The following is a 20,474-nucleotide window of genomic DNA, read 5'->3' as shown; positions in this document are numbered from 1 at the left end:
TGAAAAACCTATTTGATGATTTATTCGTTACCAGAAAATTACAATTTATCTCGAAGGGACGAAATAACTCTTAAACCAACCCTTAAACCGATAACAACTTTTTCCTATTCCTTGTAGTAATTTCAGATATAGGACTTACACACCTGTGGTTTAAAATCAAGAGCAATATGCATTTCTGAAAAACATATAGTTTAGGTAGTTGGAGGTTTAACGCAATTGGTTTTTAGTTCAACCATGCAATTCATAATTATCAAAATAAGTATTACAAATGAATATTTTTTTGTTACATAACACATATATAAATTACTACCGTTCTTATTTTTTAGATTAATTTATATACATAATAACCTTTTTTCATACTAAATTAACCAAGTTCTGAAAACTGATCCTCTCCAGAAGATTCAGAATCCAAATTCGGATCAAATCTCGAAGGTACTGCAACGAAATAACCTGCGAATTACTCCAATTGTACATGGTGATTTTCAGGCTCATTTGAGCCGATAGGAATTTCCAGAAAATGAGCTACAGGTTATTTCGTTACTGGCTCAAATAATGAAAAAAGCAGTAAGTCATCGAAAAATCCCCAATACCCTGGAAAGTTTCGTTCTTGACTTCATAAAAGACAACTAAATTTTACAGAATATGTGAATTTTAAAAAGTTGAATCTGACCTGAAAACCATTTGTGATGAACAGATTCAAATTTCAAATTTACGGCAAAACATTTTCAATTTTTTTGTTTTTTGGGAATTTCCCTCTCCAAACGTGAAAAGTTACACAAAAACATGGTTCTGCCTGAACAAACTCTCTTAAACCCTGTAAAATCGTGATGTAATGACAGAGTTTCGGGTGATAACATCAAAAGAAGGTGCATATAAAGATGAAAAAAATATTTCTAATTCTCTGTATCGGTGCACTTATGTGCATGAGCACGCTTTTCGTCCCTACCCCTGAAGGCATCGGAAAATCCCTTCAGAAGGGGTGGTCCTGATGAAGCAGATAAATTTGCTGAAAAGGTCCATCCCCCTGAACACTCTGACCTTTATGCTGGGCCTGCTGTTATCCCTGGCTCTGATCGCGGTGCCCGCTTCGGCAGCAACACTGACCGTGGCAGCGGACGGGAGCGGGGATTATACATCCCTGTTATCAGCGGTCGATGCCGCATCCGATGGGGATACGATCTATATCAAGGTTGGGACTTACACAGAAAGTACAGCACACATAAATGTCGATCAACCGAATGTCACCATTATGGGAGAAGATAGAGATAAGGTCATTATAAATCTAGTTGGACATAACATCAAACTTTATAGCTCTGGGGATCATATTGAAAATCTAACTCTTAAAGGTTCAACCGCCATTTCTATTAAAGCATCAAATTGTGTTATCAGGAACAATATATTGGATTTTTCTTATTGTAGTGTTTCATCATCAGCGGATCGAACCACTGTCTCAAATAACTTTATTCTTAATCCAACTGCAGCTATGGGGGGTGTCCAAATGTATAGTGATTATAATATTGTTAACGATAATATAATGTCCGGGGCAACGGGTACATATGCTGCGTTTTCTTTTATTGGCGATTCAAATGTTTTTGAAAATAATACTGCCATAAACAGTGCAGGGGCAGGGGTTTCCATTGATGGTGAAAATTGCACTGTGGCATATAATTCATTCATCAATGGTGATTATGCAGGAATCGAACTTTATAATGAGGGTAACATCGATAACAATAAAATTTATCTCAATTCTGTAATAGGGAATTCTGCAACGGCAACCACGTCAGGAACAACTGCCCCAACCATCATTTCATGGGTCACACCGGCCGATGTTAGTTATACATACAACGGAACGGCGTACTCAGGTATTCTTGGCAACTACTGGGACAGCGATTACACTGGCAGTGACACAGATGGCGACGGTATAGGGGATACTGCATATACCGTCCCCGACAGCCTTGGAAGCGACACCAGTCCGCTTATGGGTATATGGCAGGACGGGACGATCACCGGCGGGCCGGACGCCATAGCACCCCAGGGAGTATTTACCATGAACTTAGTTTCGGGTCAGACTCCCCTGACTGTTCAGTTCTATGGATATATTTCGGGCCCTGGAACGGTTGAGTCCTATGCTTGGGATTTCGACAACGATGGTGAGATCGACAGTACCGACCAGAATCCGTCTTATGAGTACACAGGCGACGGAACCTACACGGTCAACTTTACCGTCATTGGTCCTGGCGGGTCTACCAGCGAAATAAAGAAGGATCTCATCTCGGTTACAGAAGCCGCTATTGATCTCAGTATCATTTCCGTAAGCAATCCGGGCCCCAGATCGGCCAGCACGATTACTGCAACTATTGCAAATACCGGTACTGGAGATGCCGGAACATTTAACGCCACTTTTGAACTGAATGGCACAACCACCGAATTCCAGATATCCGGTCTTGCCGCCGGAAACAGCACGACCATAAGTGTGGAGGACCCGGTAACGACCCGCAAGTACGGCGACACCATCCCGGTCACAATCGTTTTAGATACAGAAGGCGACGTTGCCGAGAGTGATGAGGACAACAACGAGTACAACACGCCGTTAACAGTCGCACCAACCGAGAATTATTATTACGGCGGCAGGTTCTATACCGGTTATGACCTTGAGACCGGCTATTACGCCGAGGGTAATGTTTCGGTGGTAAACTCGCTTGGGAATTCCGGTTACCAGACCGGCGGCGGATGGTATTCCACAACTGTCAACTGGACAGAGAGCGATCTGCCGATACCTACCGGTGCGACTGTAAAGACTGTACGCCTCTACCAGTCCTATACCTGGAACGACCTGTCTACCGATCCCGGCTTCACTGTAACCTTCAATGGAAACGAAGTAACCCAGGAAGCATTCTACGGGGACGGAATCGACAACTACAACGGTCAGGTGGTCTACGATGTCACTTCCTACTTCAATACCAGCGGAAACACGGCAGTAATAGATGCAGCCAGACCGGACGGCGGATTATATGGTGCTGTACTTGTTGTTGTCTATGAAGATCCGGACGAACCCTACAGACAGATTTGGCTCGACGAAGGCTGCGATTCGCTATACAACAACGGAATGGGAACATATCCCGACATGTATATCGGCTATGCCATTTTCGATAATGTAAGTACGGAGACCTTTGGGGCGGCGAAGATCACTACGGTCCTGCCGTCAGGCAACGATAACGCCCAGGCCACAATTTTCTTCAACAACGACAGCGTCCCGATCTCCGGCAGTGACGACAGTAACGATCCCGCATTCAAGTGCTATGATGTCACCGACGCATTACAGGACGGCACCAATGAGCTTGGTGTCCAATGCGATGGTTACATGAACCTCGCGGTTGTCATTCTTGAAGTAACCGAACTGACCGCATCCGAGGCTGACTTTACCGCGGATCAGACCTCAGGTATTGCCCCCATGACAGTACAATTCACCGACACTTCGAGCGGTACCCCTGCCTCCTGGGCATGGGACTTCGGCGACGGCGGCAACTCAACTGATCGAAACCCATCTCACACGTATAACGCAACGGGTAATTACACCGTAAGCCTCACCGTTACAAACATCCTTGGAAGCGACACCGAGACAAAGACAGAATACATCAATGTCACCGGTACATCTGTATCGTTTACGTCTGATACGACAAGCGGCACCTTCCCGCTGACCATTCAGTTCACCGACCAGTCTACAGGGTCTCCCACTGCCTGGCACTGGGACTTCGGCGACGGCGAGACGTCCACCAACCAGAACCCGTCGCATACATACCTGAGTGCAGGAAAGTATGACGTCAACCTGACCGTGACAGGGTCTGAAGGAACCGATTCTCTTGTAAAGGAAGATTATATCTCAGTCGAGGCGATCACCGACTCCTCCCTTCCGCTGACGACCGAAAAGACCGGAACCGTGAGCGGAGATCTGTATGTCGGAAGTTTCCAGCCTGTTCCCTTTGCGAGCCAGCCGACAAGCGGAGTTACCGAGAGAGACTTCAGCCAGTCGTTTGAGATACCTGCCTATACTGACATCCAGTGGGCGGCTGTCTATGTGAATATCTACTCGGGTTCAGGTTCGGCCAACTGGCCGCTGCTTGCAACGACCACCCTTGATGGCGATGGTGACGGGTCTTATGAGACCACGCTTGGCGTCGAGAACATGGACATGGAGTACTATTCAGCCGACGGTACGGTATACTGGCTCAACAACCACACGAGCAGGGTATACTCCGATTACGAGGTCGAGTATAATGTTACGGACCAGATAATGTCCACGAACACGTCGGTCAATGTGAAGATCGAAAAAACGGGAACGAATTTCGACGGCCGGCTGAAGGCACTCACACTGGTTGTTGCATACAACGACGGCGACTCGGACGAGGTGAAGTACTGGGTCAACCACGGCCACGACTGGATCAATGCGGGCAGTTCCTCGACCGCGTTCGCGACCTCCGGTCTCACCACCGGCTTCACTGACGCCACGCTTTCCAACGTCGCCCTCTCCAGCTACGATGGCATCTACACGTTCAACGGCGTGACCCAGGAGAGCGCCGACCCGGTTGCGCCGATCAACTACTACGAGAACCATACCTGGTCGGTCACCGATGCGGTCACCGCCGGCTCGGACAGCACGTTCATGTATGCCCTCGGATCCGGCCCGTCGTTCAAGACCACGCTCGCAACCCTCGCGGTGAAGTACACCGGCACCGCCGTTGATGCCCCGGTCGCCTCGTTCACCGCCGACGTGACCTCCGGGACTGTTCCGCTGACCGTCAACTTCGCCGACCAATCAACCAACGGCCCAACCGAATGGCTCTGGGACTTTGGGGATGGAGCAAACTCAACTGAGCAGAACCCCTCGCACACTTATTCTGTAGCAGGTAACTATACCGTAAATCTGACTGTAGAAAATACTGCTGGTTCTGACTTTGAGTTGAAGTCGGATTACATAGAAGTTTCCGAGATTTCCGGGTCAACCGTTACTCTTTATTTCGATCCGGCAAGTTCCTCGGTTTCAGAAAACGAATCCACTGAAATAAGTGTTCTTGCCAGTAATTTCCCTGCAGGTCTTTCAGGCTACAACCTGACCGTTGCTATTGACTACCCGGCTGTTGCCGAGATAGTTGATATAGAGTACCCTTCCTGGGCTTTGATTACTGAGAACTCTACCCTGCCAGCGACTTCGATCTACATGAAGACTGTTGACCTGGAAGATTCCGTTAAGGAAGGAGCAGCAGATGTTGTGCTTGCCACTCTCACGGTTTCTGGTAAAGTATCGGGGTCAACGAACCTTTCGATAGGAGTTAAACGTCTGGAGGAAGATTCCGGAGACTCTATCGAACCAGCTCTCCTAACAGGGACAATTGAAGTAACCCTTCTGTCCCCACTGCCGGACCAGGAGTATGCTCCAAAGGATCTTGACGGAGATGGACTCTATGAAGATCTTACCGGAAACGGGGAGTTCAGTTTCGTAGATATAGTGGCTTACTTCCACAACATGGACTGGATAGAGGAAAACATGCCGGTGGAGTACTTTGACTTCAACGGAAACGGAAGGATAGACTTTGATGATGTTGTGGATATGTTTGCAATGATCTAAGAACAGGAAAAAATGAAAAAATATGGTTAAAAATGATAAAATGAAAGGGAATTGAGATAAATTTTTCTCAAATTTCCCACAACTTTTGGTACGCTGCCATAACATTTTCTTCAATTATTTTCAATATGGGTCAGAACCTATGGAGTTTGAGTCCAGGTTTTTTCTCAAAAAACGCAGATAAAATTCTCTGAATTTATACATTCGGACACTATTCACAAATATATACGGATATTTTTCTCTACCTGAAACCCCTCACCTGCATAATTTACAGGCGAGGAATTCTCAGAGTCGAATGCATCGCAGACATTTAGGAGGCGTGTCTGTTCTGTTGTCTTTCGGATATTTTTGGCAAGAACTATGTATGTTGAGCAGATATTTAATATTTTTGATAATTTTCATAATATTTAATGTTATCATATTCAAAATTTGTATTACTTAACCGCAAGAAATAATTGCCTCATGGATGTGGAATTCAAATAATTTTTGAAGCTGAGTTTTTGTCACTTTCATTAAAAGTACTTATCTTTCAATAATATCCATTAATGACCTTTATTTTGTTGAAAAAGTAATTTTAGAGAACTTTTAATTGATTTAATATGATATTATTCAATTTTTTCTAGTTTAATTCATTTTAATCCTTTTTTATTAGTGAATGGTAGGTTATAGATTTTTTAATATTTGCTGATAAATAATTCACTGATCGATTTGTAAGTTAAACTTAGAATTTTCTCATAAATAATTTATTTTCTCATAAATATTTTATTGAATCTCATATTTATTAGATCCTTAACTCTCCATCGCTTAGGGAACAAACCAATTAGATGATTTTGTCTTTTGATGCTGTTTTTCTAACAGAGTTACGCATTTTTCTTCTCTCTGTTACTTTCAATTTCACCAGAAATTTTTTATACATTTAGTATTGTCTAGTCTTTAGATGCCGAAAAATTTGTCTGACACAAACTAGGAGATCTGGAGAAAAGTTAGTCCCTCTAGGGAATAAGTTTGAGTAATTTTTACGTGTTTGCTTATTTTAAATTCTATGTCATTAGGCTCAAACATCAATGGCTCAAACATCAATTTGTCATCTCTAGCTTTTGAGGAAAATGTCTAAAAAACTTCATATTCATCTCCGAAAATTCGGAGTGAAACATGATCAAGAGCATTGTTATCGGAAAAAGTTATTCTTTAAAAGTTATTCTTTATTTGTGGCAGAGTTAGGTTTAGATATTTTAGCGTAGCTGTGCATAATAATTCATGGAGTAGTCTTTCTAAAGGTTCTTAAAGTAAATAATAAGCTAAATAAGCGTGTATAGATCTATTCTTAGCTTTTAAATCATTCTTAAAGTCTTTGAAGCCTCATATTTTATAAAATTCAGACAGTGATTTTTCCATCCTTTAGTCTTATCACCCTGTCCGCAATCCTGGCCATTTCAGGATCATGAGTAGTAACAAGAAAACTTACGCCCTGTTCTCTATTGATTTTTCTCATAAGATCCGTGATTTTGTTCCCGGTATCCGAATCAAGGTTTCCTGTAGGTTCGTCTGCCAGAATAAGTTTTGGGCTGTTTGCAAGCGCTCTTGCTACAGCAACTCTTTGCTGTTCCCCACCCGATAACTCGGAAGGCAAGTGGTGCATCCGATCTCCAAGCCCTACAAGGCCAAGAAGCTCGGTTGCCCTCTGTTTTTGCCTGGAGCGTGAGACTCCGCTAAAGTACAGGGGGTAGCAGACGTTCTCCATGGCATTCATTGTGGAGATGAGGTTAAAAGCCTGGAAAACAAACCCTATTGTCTGCCTGTGCAGGCGGACAAGACTGGAAGAATTCCTGTAGTCAACTTCGTTACCCTCGATAAAAACATCACCTGATGTCGGCTGGTCCAGACAGCCAACAATGTTAAGCAGGGTGGACTTTCCCGAACCCGAGGGACCCATAAAGGACACAAAATCCCCTTCTTCAATCTTCACATTTATTCCCCTGAGGGCTTCAACGCGCAGCCCTGAATCGAATGTGTAATACTTGGATAAGTTCCTGGTTTCAACTATATTCATTCCGTATCCCCTCCGCAAAAAGTCAGCTTTCCTCCTCCGGGGTTTCAGGCTCTTTGAATTCAAGCGCCAGTATTGCATTCGTTGCCAGAAGGTAATCTCCGTTATCCTGGATGCTGACAAAGTTTTCTACAGGTTCCAGATAAGTAACTACCTGCCTTTCGTCCAGAGCAACCTGGACAGTTTCGTTTGTCTGGTATATGTTCTTCCAGCTTTTTCCTCCACCGAACAGGATCTGTATAATATCGCCAATAACCGGAATACTCCCGGTTTTCTCGTTAAAGTAAAGCCTGTTCCGGGCTCCTGTGCCTGAACTGTAGCCACCGGAAGGAGAAACTGTTATCAAGCGTGCGGTTGCAATATTTTCGGAGTTGATATCACCCTCAAAATAAGCTGTCGTAGTGGCCATTTCGGGGTCTATCCCGTATTCTGCATACAGCATATCACAGCCTTCATTGATCCAGTACTCGATCACAGGTAGCTCCGAACCTTCATAGACAAGCAGAAGCCCTATTCCCTGCACGCAAAAGGTGCTTCCGTCTTCGGCTGAATTTACAAGTGAGATGGAGTAAGTACCGGGTTCGGAAATTTCCTCGCTCAGGTCAAAAGCGTGAGCGCCTGAAAAAAAGTCGTACCTGGATACAAAACCCTTTGTATCAGTATACATTTGCCCTCCCTGAAGAGGCAAGACCGTGCCCGAATGTACAAGAGAAGCATTAAATTTCGGATAGATGCCTTCAAGTCCTTTTTTGCTCCAGACCCAGTAAACGTAAGCCTTTGCAACCCTTACGGAACTCCCGGCCGGGGGTTCGATATCAAAGTTCACCTGATAACTTTTATTGTGTTCAAGCTCTCCGCTGTACCTGCTGTCCCCTAGAGAAAATTCAAGAGCTCCCTGGTGTTTGTCATGGAGGACCGTCTGCAGGGGTTTATCGCCCGCATATGACGCCGAAACCGGGGTAATGAGCAGCAGGAAGTTAATTAAAATAGCAGCTTTCCTCAAATCCATTGTTATCCTCGTCCGACTCAACTATGTCATTATGCTCATCTACCTTCACGCTAAGGGTATGCTCACCCTTAAGGGTCCGAACCCTGATCTGGTCCTCCATTGAAGTCTGGCCTTCAAGTTCCGGGATCTTCAGGACAGTAACACTTTCCCCATCAAGATAGAGGTTTACATCAAAATCCAGGGCTGAAGCTTCTCCACTATTTGTAATCTTTAGCGGGATAGAGTAGGTAGTTTTTTCTACTGTCTGTGTTTCATCGACACAGCCGCTAAAAGCAGCTATTATGAATACTGCAATTAAAAGCAGGAAAAGAGGTTTTTTTCTCCGGGCCCCGAAAAGAGAGAGGACAGAGAAAAAGAGCAATGACGCTGATGAAGTCTCTTCCTGAGCCTCAATTTTCAAGGGTTCTTCCAGAGAAACCGAAAGGTCGGGTTTTGATTTGACGCTGACATTTAATGCACAGACATTATTTTCCTCGTCTGACTCTTGTATTTTTGCTTCTGGGTCAACGGCAAGCTCAATCAGGTGTTCCCCTTCGACTGCCGGCCATGAAAATGAAGACTTGTATACTCCGGAAGCCTCCATCAGGGCAGAGGAAGTTAAAACCTCAGTTCCGTCAACCCTGAAGCTAACCGTACAGTTCTCTTCGCAGATCCCTCCCGGATTGTTTATTGTAAAGGAAATTTCTGCCGATTTTTCATCTACCAGTTCCTGTTCCGGGACTTCCATCTCGGGGTAGAGGTCAGGAAGCACGGAAGCGGTACTCCCGGAACTCAGGACAAGGGCTGCCAGGACCGGGTGCAGGTAATCTTCTCCTTCCTGGAGTCCGATTTCCCCATCCCCGTCCAGGTCAAGGCCTCTTACAAAAGAAACGGTATTATCGGTTTGTAAGTAATTGAGTACGTCAAAATGCTCTATATCAAAGTAACTGGAAGAAAAGCCCTTTTCTCCCGAGGCATCAAAGCTAACCTCATTGGCAATATCCATTGCCTTTCCGCCATAGCTCTCGGCCAGGTACGCAGGGGAAATACCAAGCATTTCTCCGTTGAATTCCAGATAATCAGGCAAACCTCTTGACCCTGTAAGGTATACTACAGAAAGGGTAGCAGCTTCCGGGCTGCCCGGTATCTGCGAGGAAATAAAATTGACGTCTGTCTGGTCGTTTACATTTGCGAGAGTCCCGCTCCAGCCTTTCCCATGAAGGTTTACGTTCCCGCTCAGGAGCTGGTAGGATACGAGGGGCGCTTTTGAGTCTTCACAGGCTGCGGCAAGTACTGCCCCATAGACTCTCCCGTCCAGTTTGTTCCCGGGCTCACCGCTGCTTGTAAGAACCTCTACAGTATTATTCCCGTTTTTCGTGATGTTGCTGACGTCATAGGAAACCCAGTAAACCCCATGACCTGCACAGTATACATTTTCGTTCTTATCCTCGACCCCGGCAAGCTGCAACTGTTCAAGCCGTTGCCCGTTGAACTCGGGTAGGACCCAGCCTTTATAGTTCTCCGTACCTCCCCATACACCTACATACAGGCGAGCCCAGCGGAGAGTGCCATCCGGTACGTCAAATTCCTGAGAGTATGGGGGAAATGAAAGCCCGTGTCCTCCATCTATGTAGATCTCTCCCCTGAATGTGCCCTGAGCGTCCGAGGCAAGGGGTATGCCATCATAAGAGTATACGGCTCCTGCAGGAAGGGCTGAGAGTAGAAATGAGAGCAGGAGTATACATCGTAAGGTTGTCTTTACAGGATCTGTATTCATTGCCGTTCACTTTCTTACAGAGTGAAATTTGAACCTCGGGAGAGATTCAGACTGCCTCTGTTTTTATCTTATTATAAATTCCTATTTCTGAGGCGTTATCATTGTAACAAATATCTTACCATCGGATAATTACTGTGAAGTAAAGGTTATTAAATATTACTATTTTTCTTTTTTGTATGAAATATTAAAAATCTCATTTGAACAATACCAAAGACCAAAATTTACTCCGGGACATTTCCCGGAAGGCTGCAGGGAATTTAACTGAAATAAGGCCTGAGACATTGCCCTAAAGCTCTCAGACCTCTTAACGTCCCAGCTTATTCGATCTTTCTTGAAGCTTTCTTGAGACTTTTTTCAGGTTATTCAATTATGGGATTATTTAGTTGTATCCGGGATATATAGATTGAACTAAGTGAACATAAAGGGGAAAATAGTAACAAAATATGTTATTATGTATTTACAAATACTTATTTTTTAAAAGAATTTATATATCCAGTGTACATTATTGTTTACTAATTCCAATTGTTATAAAAGAACCTCAATATCTTAGTTATTTGCTATTTTAAATTGTTACCAAAGATCTGAATTTCCAAAAGAATATCAGTAATTTTTCAGGAGGGAAGAGTAATGCAAGCGGGAAAAGTAATGCAGGATGGTAGTATAAAGCGTAAAGGGAACCGAAGGCTTCCCTGCAGAATCAGGAAGAATCCAATAATAAATGCAGGATGTAAAGCAAAAAACAGGCATTTTGACAGAACGGAAAAAAACAGGTGCAAAAACAGGTGTAGAGACAGGAAGGAAAAGTTCGGCAAGGTAGTGAATATACTACCTCTAACTGCCGGAATATGTCTTTTGATTACATTATTCTGCGGGTTGATGATTCCTCCTGCCCTGGCCCAGTCTCCTGAGAACAACGGATATGTGGCAGACAAACCTCTTGAAGTATACAGCCATGATACGGTTCAGGGAGACCTTATTTATACGGTAGGGGATAGTTATTACAGTGGGAAAGTCTATCCCGGAGATGTGTATTCTGTAATACATAATGTTAACTTGCCTGAGGGGGCGACTGTGAAATTTGCAAGGCTCTATGTCTACTGGACCTGGAGTGCCGAAGGAATCACGGGGAGGTATCCTGAGATGAACCTGAGCTTTAACGGGGAAAGCCTTGAACCTGAGAGGGAATACAGTGACAGGAAAGGCTGGGGCATTTATGATTATCCCACGGGTACCTGGGCTTATGATGTGAGTACGTACGTTCCCGGTTCTGGAACCTTTAAAACAGATATTGAAAACATAGGCTCAGGTACTCCTTATGTCTGCTTTGATGGGGTGGGGTTGCTTATAGTTTATACGGACCCGAACGGAAAGTATATGGAATACTGGATAGGAGAAGGGGCTGAAGAACTCAATTCCCAGATGGATGAAAACGGAAATCCGCTTTACTATGCCAGCCCAAACCAGACAATATGTGAAATGCTCAGGCCCACTCTGCAGTTTCCTGTCCGCAGTGCGACGCTCTGGACGATCATTCAGTCCGGGAACTGGGAAGATAATATCCTTCTGGTTAATGGGAACGAATTCCCCGGAATCTGCAATGGTAAGCCTTACCCTGACCTGGATATTGACACAAGAGAAGTAAAGGACTACCTGAAATCCGGAGAAAATTCCATCCTTTTCCAGGCTGTAGGGGACTATGCGGTGCCTTCAGGGTCCTTTCTGGTGGTTGAAAAAGACTCTCTGACAGAAGAAGCACAGGTAGATTCACAGGCAGAAGATGTGCAGGCCTCTTTAGAGGAAACCTCTGAAAACCCGGGAACTTCCGACATAGAAAATTCAGGAGATGAAACTTCAGGAGATAAAACCGAAAATACTCCGGGATTCGAATTCATTTCTACTCTTGTCATCATAACGGGCGGAAAACTGGCTGCAGGTCACCGAAAGCAAAAAACCCGAAAATGAAGAACCCCTTTTTTGGAACTGCTTTTTCCGGAGGGCATTTCAGGTCAGACCGGGACTGTCCCTCCGAACCCCGAATAACTCAGGTAAAGCCCAGCTGCCGTAATAAGGATTGTGTATGCAAGAAAAAGGTAATCATTGCTTTTCAGCCTGAGCTCGTTTACATAGGTCCTGTTCCTGTTTGCCCGAAAACCCCGGGTGTCAGCTGCGACTGCGAGTTTTCGCCCTGCCCGGAGTATATTGACCACGAGAGGGACAAGGATGTATTTCAGAGCTTTTGCTTTCGTACGGACCCCGCCTTTTAACTCAAGCCCTCTTGCCTGCATCGCATTGAGGATTATCCCGCTTTCTTCAAGCAGCGTAGGAGCGAAGCTAACTGCGGAAGATAGCATGAATGCAATTTCGTAGGGAAGGCCTACCCTGTAATTATTTCCTCCTATTCTTATTTCGAAAAATCTGACTAGCCCGGAGATAAGCCCCGAGGGGTGACTTGTTGCCAACACCAGCATTGCAGCGCTCAGAGATGTCATAAAACGGAAAGACTGGTACAGCCCGTAAACGGCCCCGTCAGCATAGAAATAGATCCCTCCCGTAAGGGGACCCAGCAAAGGAAAAGAAGAAGGGATGAGGGTAAACAGCGGGTCTTTTGCCCAGTAATAGAAAAGGGCCTGTGAGAGAATAAAACCCAGCCCGATACTCCCAAAGACGATGAGCATTGCCTTTACCTTGCTTTTTGAGGGCCTCAGGATGAACCAGAAAGGCAGGGTTGAAGCGAAAAGGGCCACCAGCGAATAGGGAGTCCCGAGGACAACACTCAGTACTGAGACCCCGAAAAGCCAGAGAAGTTTCACTCTCGGGTCCAGCCTGTGCAGCAGGCTGTCTTTTTGTTCATAACGAAAGAGCCACTTCAAGGCACAATTCCTCCATCGGGGAAGTTCATACAAAATTGAATAACAATAAAACTATTTCTTACTTTTCATAAGGATTTTAAACTCCAAGGTGTAAAAAGCTGAATGATAGTATGGAACCCTCGAAAGCAACCTCTCCGCAAATCAGACTTGAAAAAATTACATACAACTATCCATATTCGGATTCCGCTGCTCTTTCGGATGTGGATCTTGAGCTTAAAAAAGGGGAGTTCGTGCTCCTTGCAGGCCCCAGCGGCTGTGGAAAAAGTACTCTGGTACGCTGCCTTAACAGGCTGGTACCTGAGGTTTCGGGGGGAAGCTTTTCAGGGAGCGTCCTGCTCCGGGGAAAAGACCTGAAACATGAAAAAGTCCACAGCCTGGCCCTTGAAGTAGGGATGGTTTTCCAGAACCCTGAAACTCAGCTGTTCTCCCTGACCGTGGCCGAAGATCTTGCTTTCGGGCCTGAAAATCTCGGGTTGCCCAGGGAAGAAATCCGAACCCGTGTGAAAAAAGCGCTGAAAGAAGTAGGGCTGGAAGGTCTGGAAGACCACTTTATCTTCACACTTTCGGGAGGGGAAAAACAGAGGACCGCAATCGGAGGAAACCTGGCAATGCAGCCTGAAATCCTGGTCCTTGACGAACCAACCTCGGACCTGGACCCTGCAGGTACCGGAGAGGTGCTTGAACTGCTCAAACGTCTTAATGCGGAAAACAGAACCACTCTCATCCTGATAGAACATAAACTCGATGATGTTTTTGAAATGGCAGACCGCATGCTTGTTATGGATGAAGGAAAAGTCATTCTGGATGGAAAACCTTTTGAGATCCTGTGCCGCGAGGAAGAAAAACTCCGAAAGCTCGGGATTCATCCTCCCCAGCTCACGGAAATTGCCCGCTTCCTGGGTTTTTCCCCGGAGAACTCAAGTATTCCTGCTTATATTCCTGATTATGACACTCTCCTGAAACGACTGAAAGAACTTCTTCAGGCATCTGAGGTAGAAATCCATCCAGAAGGTCATGAGAAAAGATTATCTGAAGTTCCGGATCCCGCACCGCAACCCCGAAATAGCCATTCTCATGTCCTGATTGAGCAGCTTTGCTATAGGCATGAGGACGGTTCGGAAACTTTTGAAAACCTCAACTTTGAAATAAAACGTGGGGAATTTCTTGCTCTGCTCGGGCACAATGGGGCAGGAAAGACAACCCTTGCAGGCCATCTTATAGGATTTTACAGGCCTTCCTCAGGAAGAATCCTCCTCGATGGAAAAGACATAAGAGGGTATTCCACTGCCCGGCTCTCAAAGAAAGTAGGTTACCTTTTCCAGAACCCGGACTCGCAGATCTTTACCAACAGCGTTTTTGAAGAAGTCTGTTTCGGGCTTGAGAACCTGGGAATACCTGAAGAGAAAATCAAAAAACTGGCGGGTTCTGCCCTGGAAATGATGGAACTTTCGGCTTACAGGAACAGACATCCTCACGCACTCTCAAGAGGGCAGCGCCAGCGCCTGGCAGTAGCTTCCATTCTTGCCCTTGAACCGGACCTGCTGGTCCTGGACGAACCTACAACAGGGCAGGACAGAGGGCATATCCGTAAGTTCTTGGATAAAATAAGGGAACTTAACAGGCTCGGTAAAACCGTGATTCTCATAACCCATGATATGGAGCTTGCAGCGGAGTATGCGGAAAGGGTTGTTGTGATGAAACAGGGAAAAATCCTTCTTGACGGCCCGACAGCCGAGGTATTTTCAAGCCCCGAAGAACTGGGGGCAGCCGGGCTTCTCCCTCCCCTTCCTGCAAGGCTGGCCCTTGACCTCAGGAAACAGGGAATAGACATTCCCCGGATTCTTACAGTTTCCGACCTGAAAAGATTCCTTAAGGCCCGCTGTCCTGAACTTTCGGCTTGCAGGCCCATGGAAATCGAAAAAATAGTTGAAGAAAACGATGGCGGAGAAGAAGTAAGCTTACTTTAAAGCCTTGCCCCGCTCATTTTTACCGCCGTATCGTAACCGAGCAATCCCCCAATTAACCCCCCTGCACATGCAAGTGCGAGCTGAAGCCCTATATACCAGGGCGCATAGGAGATTTTCCACTCAACAGGTGCATAGAGCAGATAAAAAACAAGGGTTGAGACCGCACCTCTTGATATGCCATAGATTACGGCGGTCAGGCGCCTGTCAGCATAGTCCATCCCGAACAGGATGACCAGGAGGTCGACGACTACCCCTTCGGCAATGTAAAAGCCCAGCCACATAATATGAGAACCCCAGACAACCATGCTTATGAGCAGGACACAGGTAAAGAGCAGGGTTGCAGTCCCGGGCTTTCGGACCAGCTGCAGGGCAACTATCATCAGGATAACGGTGGGAATTGCAATGACCAGCCCGTCAAACCACCCCAGGTTAATGAGCTTGCTCAGGTAGCGGAACACAACGGCAATAACGGCTGCAAGAAGAGCGATGGTTATCAGGTCGACAGTTGAAAAGAGGTCAAGGACTCCGGAGCGTTTAAATGCAGCCAGAATGCCTGCAAAAAGCAGGAGGCTTGCCAGGATAGTAAAATAAGTAAGCCAGGAGGGTGGGGGTATGAGGCTGACTGTGTGCTTGCTTTGCTGCTCCCCTCCGGAGTAGACTGTCTTAATCGTGAATGTGGCCTCTTTTTTGAACTCAACGGAAGCAGGAGGCTTTATGTCCAGAAGGAGACTTGCACTTTGTCCGGGATCCAATTCCCCGATTTCCGCCGTAATTTGCTGCCCTTCTGTTTTTATCAGATACGGCTGGGAAGGAATGCTGATTTCCAGACCTTCCGGAACTTCGATGAATACGGTTATGTTATGCAGGGTTTCAATGCCTGGATTCTCAAGGTTTAACCGGGCCCTTTCCCAGGAATGTCCAGCTACAAGGACATCGGGAGCCTGATCTTTGTCAAGGGGGATTTCCAGGCCTAACCCGAGAGAGGAGGAAGCTGAGCCTGAAACTTCATCTGATGCAGAAACTTCATCTGATGCAGAAACTCCGGGAACCAAGGAAGCTGCCAGGATAAGTGCAAGCATTAATGTGAGAATCCTTCCGTATTTCATATTTTACCTCTTTTCGTCTATCGCTTTTGAATTCAGGTCAGATACCCAGGTTCTCAAAACATCATTTCTTCCTGAACCTCAGGACAAGCGCCAGGCAGGCTAGAATGGATACGACGATTACAGAATACGGGATCTGTCCTCCTGTTGAGCTTTTCTGCTCATGAAGTTTGAGAAATTCACTGTCTGATTCCGATTCTGAAACAAGGACTGCAACACAGGGATGGAGATAGCCTTCCTCTCCCCTTTCGAAGCTCAGGATACTTTCCGTACTTTTCGGGGAAACCGAAGCCGAATACAGGTCAAAGTACTTTCCCTGCGAGGAGTTCCCCACATCGCTACCGATCTTTAAGGAATCGAAATAGAGATCATCCTTTTCTCCTTCGGTGCCTGCAACCAGCATAGCGTAAAGGCTTGCATTTTTCCCTGGAGATGTACCTTTAAAGGTGCTTGTTACTCTGTCCTGTTTATTTGTATAGGTAAGAGCATAGTTGCCTTCGTTAATCCAGAACCTGACAGGAGGCAGGGATTTGTTCTCGCAAACTGCAACCAGAGTGATGCCGTATGGGCCACCTCCCGGATTTTCGGATAGGACCGAGACTTCGTTTAATCCGGTGCCAAGGGAAGTACTGGTATCGAGGCAGTAAAGAGCTGTACCCCATGCCGAAACATAATCGGGCTCCTGTCTAACAGCAAGTTCATTTCCATTGACCGTCACCCGGATACTATCTCCACTGTCGTAGTTCCAGACAGGCACATAAAACCTTGCGTACTTTACCTCTCCCGGAGGCAGTTCGAAATACTGGAGATAAGGGTTTTCTCCGGTATAGCCATGCCCGCCGTCAACATATACCTCCCCCCTGACCGTTCCTTCTGCGATTGTATAAGGGGAAATGCCGTCTCCCTGCCATCCCCTGTCCCCCGAAAAGAAGATAATCAGGAACAGCAGTCCTGCTCCTAAAAGCCCTGCTATTAAAAATTTTTTCCCGGTATCCACGGCATTGTCTCCTGAAAAATTGTTCCTGTAATTGCTCCTGAAAAATTGCCTGTCCTTTTTCAAAGCTGCCTTAAAGCTCTTACAGGATCCAGTTTTGCGGCCCTCCAGGCAGGGTAGAGCCCTGAGATCACGGATACGAGTAAGGAGATCAGGATCCCGGCTGCAAGAATATTGAAGTTCAGGGCGGTCAGGTGTTCTATACCTCCGATTTCAAGCCTCGACATCAGGAGAGCTCTTCCTGCCCTATCTATGAGGGCCGCAAAAAGAACGCCAAAAAAGTCTCCTAAAAATCCTCCCAGGACTCCTATAAAGAGACATTCGGCTAAAAACATCCGCAGGATATCTGATTCCGAAGCTCCGAGAGCTTTTGAAATTCCTATTTCCCGGGTTCGTTCGTAGACTGAGACCACCATTGTATTGATAACCATCAACCCGCCTACGAGCAGGGAAATGCTTGAGAAAAAGGCAAGGACAAGAGTAACCCCGTTCATGATCCTGTTGACCGAGTCTATTTCATCCTGGGCACTTGAGGTGGAAAGCCCCAGTTTTTCTACCTGATCTCTTGTTTCGCGGACCAGGGAAGAACTTTCCACCTTTATAAGAATTCCGTCATAATACTCCTTTTCACTGAGTTCTTTTGCAGATTCAAGCTTCATGAAAGCTCCTGAGTCGATATCGTTTCCGGAGGGTTTCAGATAGCCCACAGGAATAAAAGTTACTTCCTTATCAAGAGGTTTTCCGTCTTCTCCGTAAAGGCGCAGCCTGGCTGTAATCGGGGTCCCGATTCTTGCTCCGTCTATTTTTTCCAGTTTTTCCCAGAGGTCACTTCCAAGGACGATCCGGTTCTCTTCGCTGGCTTCTTCGCTGTCAAACCAGTTCCCTCCGGCCAGTTCAAGCTCATTTGCAGACCTGTAAGCTTCCTGAACTCCGAACAGTTCAAAATAGGTCTCCGAAGGGCTGACATAGGCATCCTTTATATATGGGCAGACAAGCTCTGCGTGCTCCTTTATTTCCTCTACTTTCGAGTTACTTATAAGGACAAGTCCGTCTCCTCTGACCCCCGGAGAAACTTCAATTAGAGTCAGGTCCCGGGACTTCTGAATTTCTTCGACTGCATTGATACGAAGACCTTCCCCGAATGAAACGACAGCTACTACCGTTGCAACTCCTACCGCAATTCCGAGGAGAATAAGGAGGGTTCTTAATTTTTTAAGGCGCAACTGCCGTATTGCCATTGCTAACTCTTCAATCAAAACGTTCACCAATCCTTTTATGTTCCTGCCCTGGGAGCAGGTTCCAGATCATATATGATGTTAGTATTTATATGAAGTTAGTATTAAGTTACATAAGCGTAAAATATTTGGATGAAAAATATTGATATATTCATTATTTCATGATACAATATTTAAATTAATTAACATAAATTATGAATATATAACTTTTTTGATTTTTGACCAGAATTAATATTTAAACAACTCCGAGCCGGATGGCATATATATACAATTCAGACAATCCGTTATGTAATTATCAGACTTTTTCAAACTCTATATACTTGCTGAAGCTTCCACTATCTTCCAGGAATTTTAATCATGCAGAAGTAGATATCCCCAATAACTTCGAAATAATCATCAAATTATTAACATAAAATAAATTCGATGAGTATAATTAGTTTGACTATATATGTTTTGTATGTATGCAGATTGGAATTGTGATTCATAACCTCCAGCTTATGGATTCTCCCCAGACGGTAAAAGATATTCTTACCCTTCTTTCCAGGTATAATTGCATAAATGCCTGCTTGTGCGGTACTTTGGGGAAAGTTGCAGCGATTGATGCAGGTCTTGAAGATCTGATAGAAATAGAACAGTTCCTGAAACCCAGTGCCTGCATTGAAACTCTTTTCGGGTCAAATGACCTTGTGTGTCTTCTGAACCACGGCCGCGAACTTCAAACAGGCCGGACTTTCGGAAGTATTGTGGTTTCGAATATAAAAAATCCTGACGAGAAACCCCTGATCCAGATTGAAAGGCCAGGATGCTGTGATGGGGAACTTATACCCTGGAACCGGGCTGCGGGTCCCCATGCAAAAATACTTTCAGATCTTCTTAACCTTAAAATTTCCCCTCCCCCGCTTCCCCTCAACAATATAGAAATAAGCAATCAGGGAAAAAGAGTTCGGAGAAGAATCTCAACTTTTCCGGGGGCAAACATAATGGTCGAAGGGATTGTGGTTGGAAAAGCTACTTCACCGGAAGTCATCCTTGTAGCTGAGAATGGCTTTCTCACTTCAATTGAAGGGGGAACCATAAAGGAACAGGGAATTGAAATCCTTCATAAGCATGGAGAAAGAGTGCCCGTAGACCTGGTAAGAGCATGGGTAAAAACCTCAGCTTCCCGAAAAAGCCAGGATGTCTGCAAAAGCCCTCTTGAAAATAAAACCAGAGGGCTGGCGAAAAATCCTCCTCTGAAAAAGAGTTTTTTACAGGAACAAACCCCGGCGGGCGGTGTGAAGGTCATTCTTATAGATCACTGCGCAGAGCGTTCATTTGAGTTAATTGAAGCAGCAGGGCTTGCCATTACTATTGGGGATGACACAACGGAGCTTGCAGGAAATATCCTGTCCAGATTTGGAATTCCTGTTCTTGGGATTACGGATGGGGACTGTGATGAACTTGCAACTGCGGTGAACTATGCCCCAGGGTCTCTGGTCCTGCGTCTAAAGCCCCAAATGGACGACGAACTCGGGAGAAAGCTTCAGCATGAACTCTTTTCAGGAGAGTACACCGGGTTTTTTACAAATCTTGAGGATCTGAAGCGGAGGGTTATAACTCTTGCAGAAAATTCTCTGGAATCCATCTCAGAATACTGAATTTTTGATTTTGGGATGGGCAGGAACAAGATGACATTTCAGAAGGGTTTCAATTAATTATTAACAAATAATTAACACAAAATATGTGCTAAATAAATACTATGATGTTCTATTTTAGACAAAATAAAACAAAAACAAATAATTTTAATATAAGAATCTCAAGATAGGTAATATTTGTAAATAAATTATGGACTAAACATAAATTACAAAGTAACTGAACATACATTACAATCAAC

Annotated in this window: 11 protein-coding genes; 4 read left to right on the top strand and 7 right to left on the bottom strand. The window is 45.2% G+C overall.

Annotated features, from left to right (window positions below):
* Positions 1–988 precede the first annotated feature (988 nt).
* Entirely contained in the window at positions 989–5,623 is a 4,635-nt protein-coding gene (locus tag MSSIT_RS24890) for a DUF3344 domain-containing protein (RefSeq protein WP_052721647.1), read from the top strand.
* Between the two features lie 1,372 nt (positions 5,624–6,995).
* Here the strand turns inward: MSSIT_RS24890 and MSSIT_RS12740 are convergent.
* Genes MSSIT_RS12740 through MSSIT_RS12730 form a run of 3 tightly spaced genes read right to left on the bottom strand, consistent with a single transcriptional unit; the run spans position 6,996 to position 10,432 of the window.
* Positions 6,996–7,670, bottom strand: coding sequence for an ABC transporter ATP-binding protein (locus MSSIT_RS12740; protein WP_048172832.1), 675 nt, complete (start codon positions 7,668–7,670; stop codon positions 6,996–6,998).
* A 22-nt stretch (positions 7,671–7,692) separates the two neighbouring features.
* Positions 7,693–8,676, bottom strand: a complete 984-nt coding sequence (locus tag MSSIT_RS12735; RefSeq protein WP_048172830.1) for a DUF3344 domain-containing protein — start codon at positions 8,674–8,676, stop codon at positions 7,693–7,695.
* Positions 8,645–10,432, bottom strand: a complete 1,788-nt coding sequence (locus MSSIT_RS12730; RefSeq protein WP_048172829.1) for a CARDB domain-containing protein — start codon at positions 10,430–10,432, stop codon at positions 8,645–8,647. Before MSSIT_RS12730 ends, MSSIT_RS12735 begins: the two co-directional genes overlap by 32 nt.
* Positions 10,433–11,059: 627 nt before the next feature.
* Between MSSIT_RS12730 and MSSIT_RS12725 the strand changes: the two genes are divergently transcribed.
* Entirely contained in the window at positions 11,060–12,394 is a 1,335-nt protein-coding gene (locus tag MSSIT_RS12725) for a DUF3344 domain-containing protein (protein ID WP_148705545.1), read from the top strand.
* Between the two features lie 44 nt (positions 12,395–12,438).
* On the opposite strand, the gene MSSIT_RS12720 is transcribed toward MSSIT_RS12725, so the two are convergent.
* Entirely contained in the window at positions 12,439–13,302 is an 864-nt protein-coding gene (locus tag MSSIT_RS12720) for an energy-coupling factor transporter transmembrane component T family protein (protein WP_048172827.1), read from the bottom strand.
* Between the two features lie 110 nt (positions 13,303–13,412).
* On the opposite strand from MSSIT_RS12720, the gene MSSIT_RS12715 reads away from it, so the two are divergent.
* Positions 13,413–15,269, top strand: a complete 1,857-nt coding sequence (locus MSSIT_RS12715) for an ABC transporter ATP-binding protein (RefSeq protein WP_048172826.1) — start codon at positions 13,413–13,415, stop codon at positions 15,267–15,269.
* Here MSSIT_RS12715 and MSSIT_RS12710 read toward each other — a convergent pair.
* The 3 genes from MSSIT_RS12710 to MSSIT_RS12700 form a co-directional block, all read right to left on the bottom strand.
* Complete coding sequence (locus tag MSSIT_RS12710; RefSeq protein ID WP_048172824.1) at positions 15,266–16,375, bottom strand: hypothetical protein; 1,110 nt, start codon at positions 16,373–16,375, stop codon at positions 15,266–15,268. The genes MSSIT_RS12715 and MSSIT_RS12710 overlap by 4 nt on opposite strands.
* Before the next feature lie 61 nt (positions 16,376–16,436).
* On the bottom strand, positions 16,437–17,432 hold the full coding sequence (locus MSSIT_RS12705) for a DUF3344 domain-containing protein (protein ID WP_231589808.1): 996 nt from the start codon (positions 17,430–17,432) through the stop codon (positions 16,437–16,439).
* The gene (locus MSSIT_RS12700) at positions 17,429–18,631 is read right to left on the bottom strand and encodes an ABC transporter permease (RefSeq protein ID WP_231589807.1); all 1,203 of its coding nucleotides are present in this window, start codon (positions 18,629–18,631) and stop codon (positions 17,429–17,431) included. The genes MSSIT_RS12705 and MSSIT_RS12700 overlap by 4 nt, the downstream gene beginning before the upstream one ends.
* Before the next feature lie 431 nt (positions 18,632–19,062).
* Here MSSIT_RS12700 and MSSIT_RS12695 point away from each other — a divergent pair, with 431 nt between their 5' ends.
* Positions 19,063–20,238, top strand: a complete 1,176-nt coding sequence (locus tag MSSIT_RS12695; RefSeq protein ID WP_048172822.1) for a DUF2117 family protein — start codon at positions 19,063–19,065, stop codon at positions 20,236–20,238.
* Positions 20,239–20,474: the final 236 nt, after the last annotated feature.

Origin of the sequence: Methanosarcina siciliae T4/M, from assembly GCF_000970085.1 — an archaeon.
Classification (GTDB): Archaea; Halobacteriota; Methanosarcinia; order Methanosarcinales; family Methanosarcinaceae; genus Methanosarcina; species Methanosarcina siciliae.
Note: the sequence above shows the minus strand (reverse complement) of the source record. Positions and strands in the feature narration are given on the sequence as shown.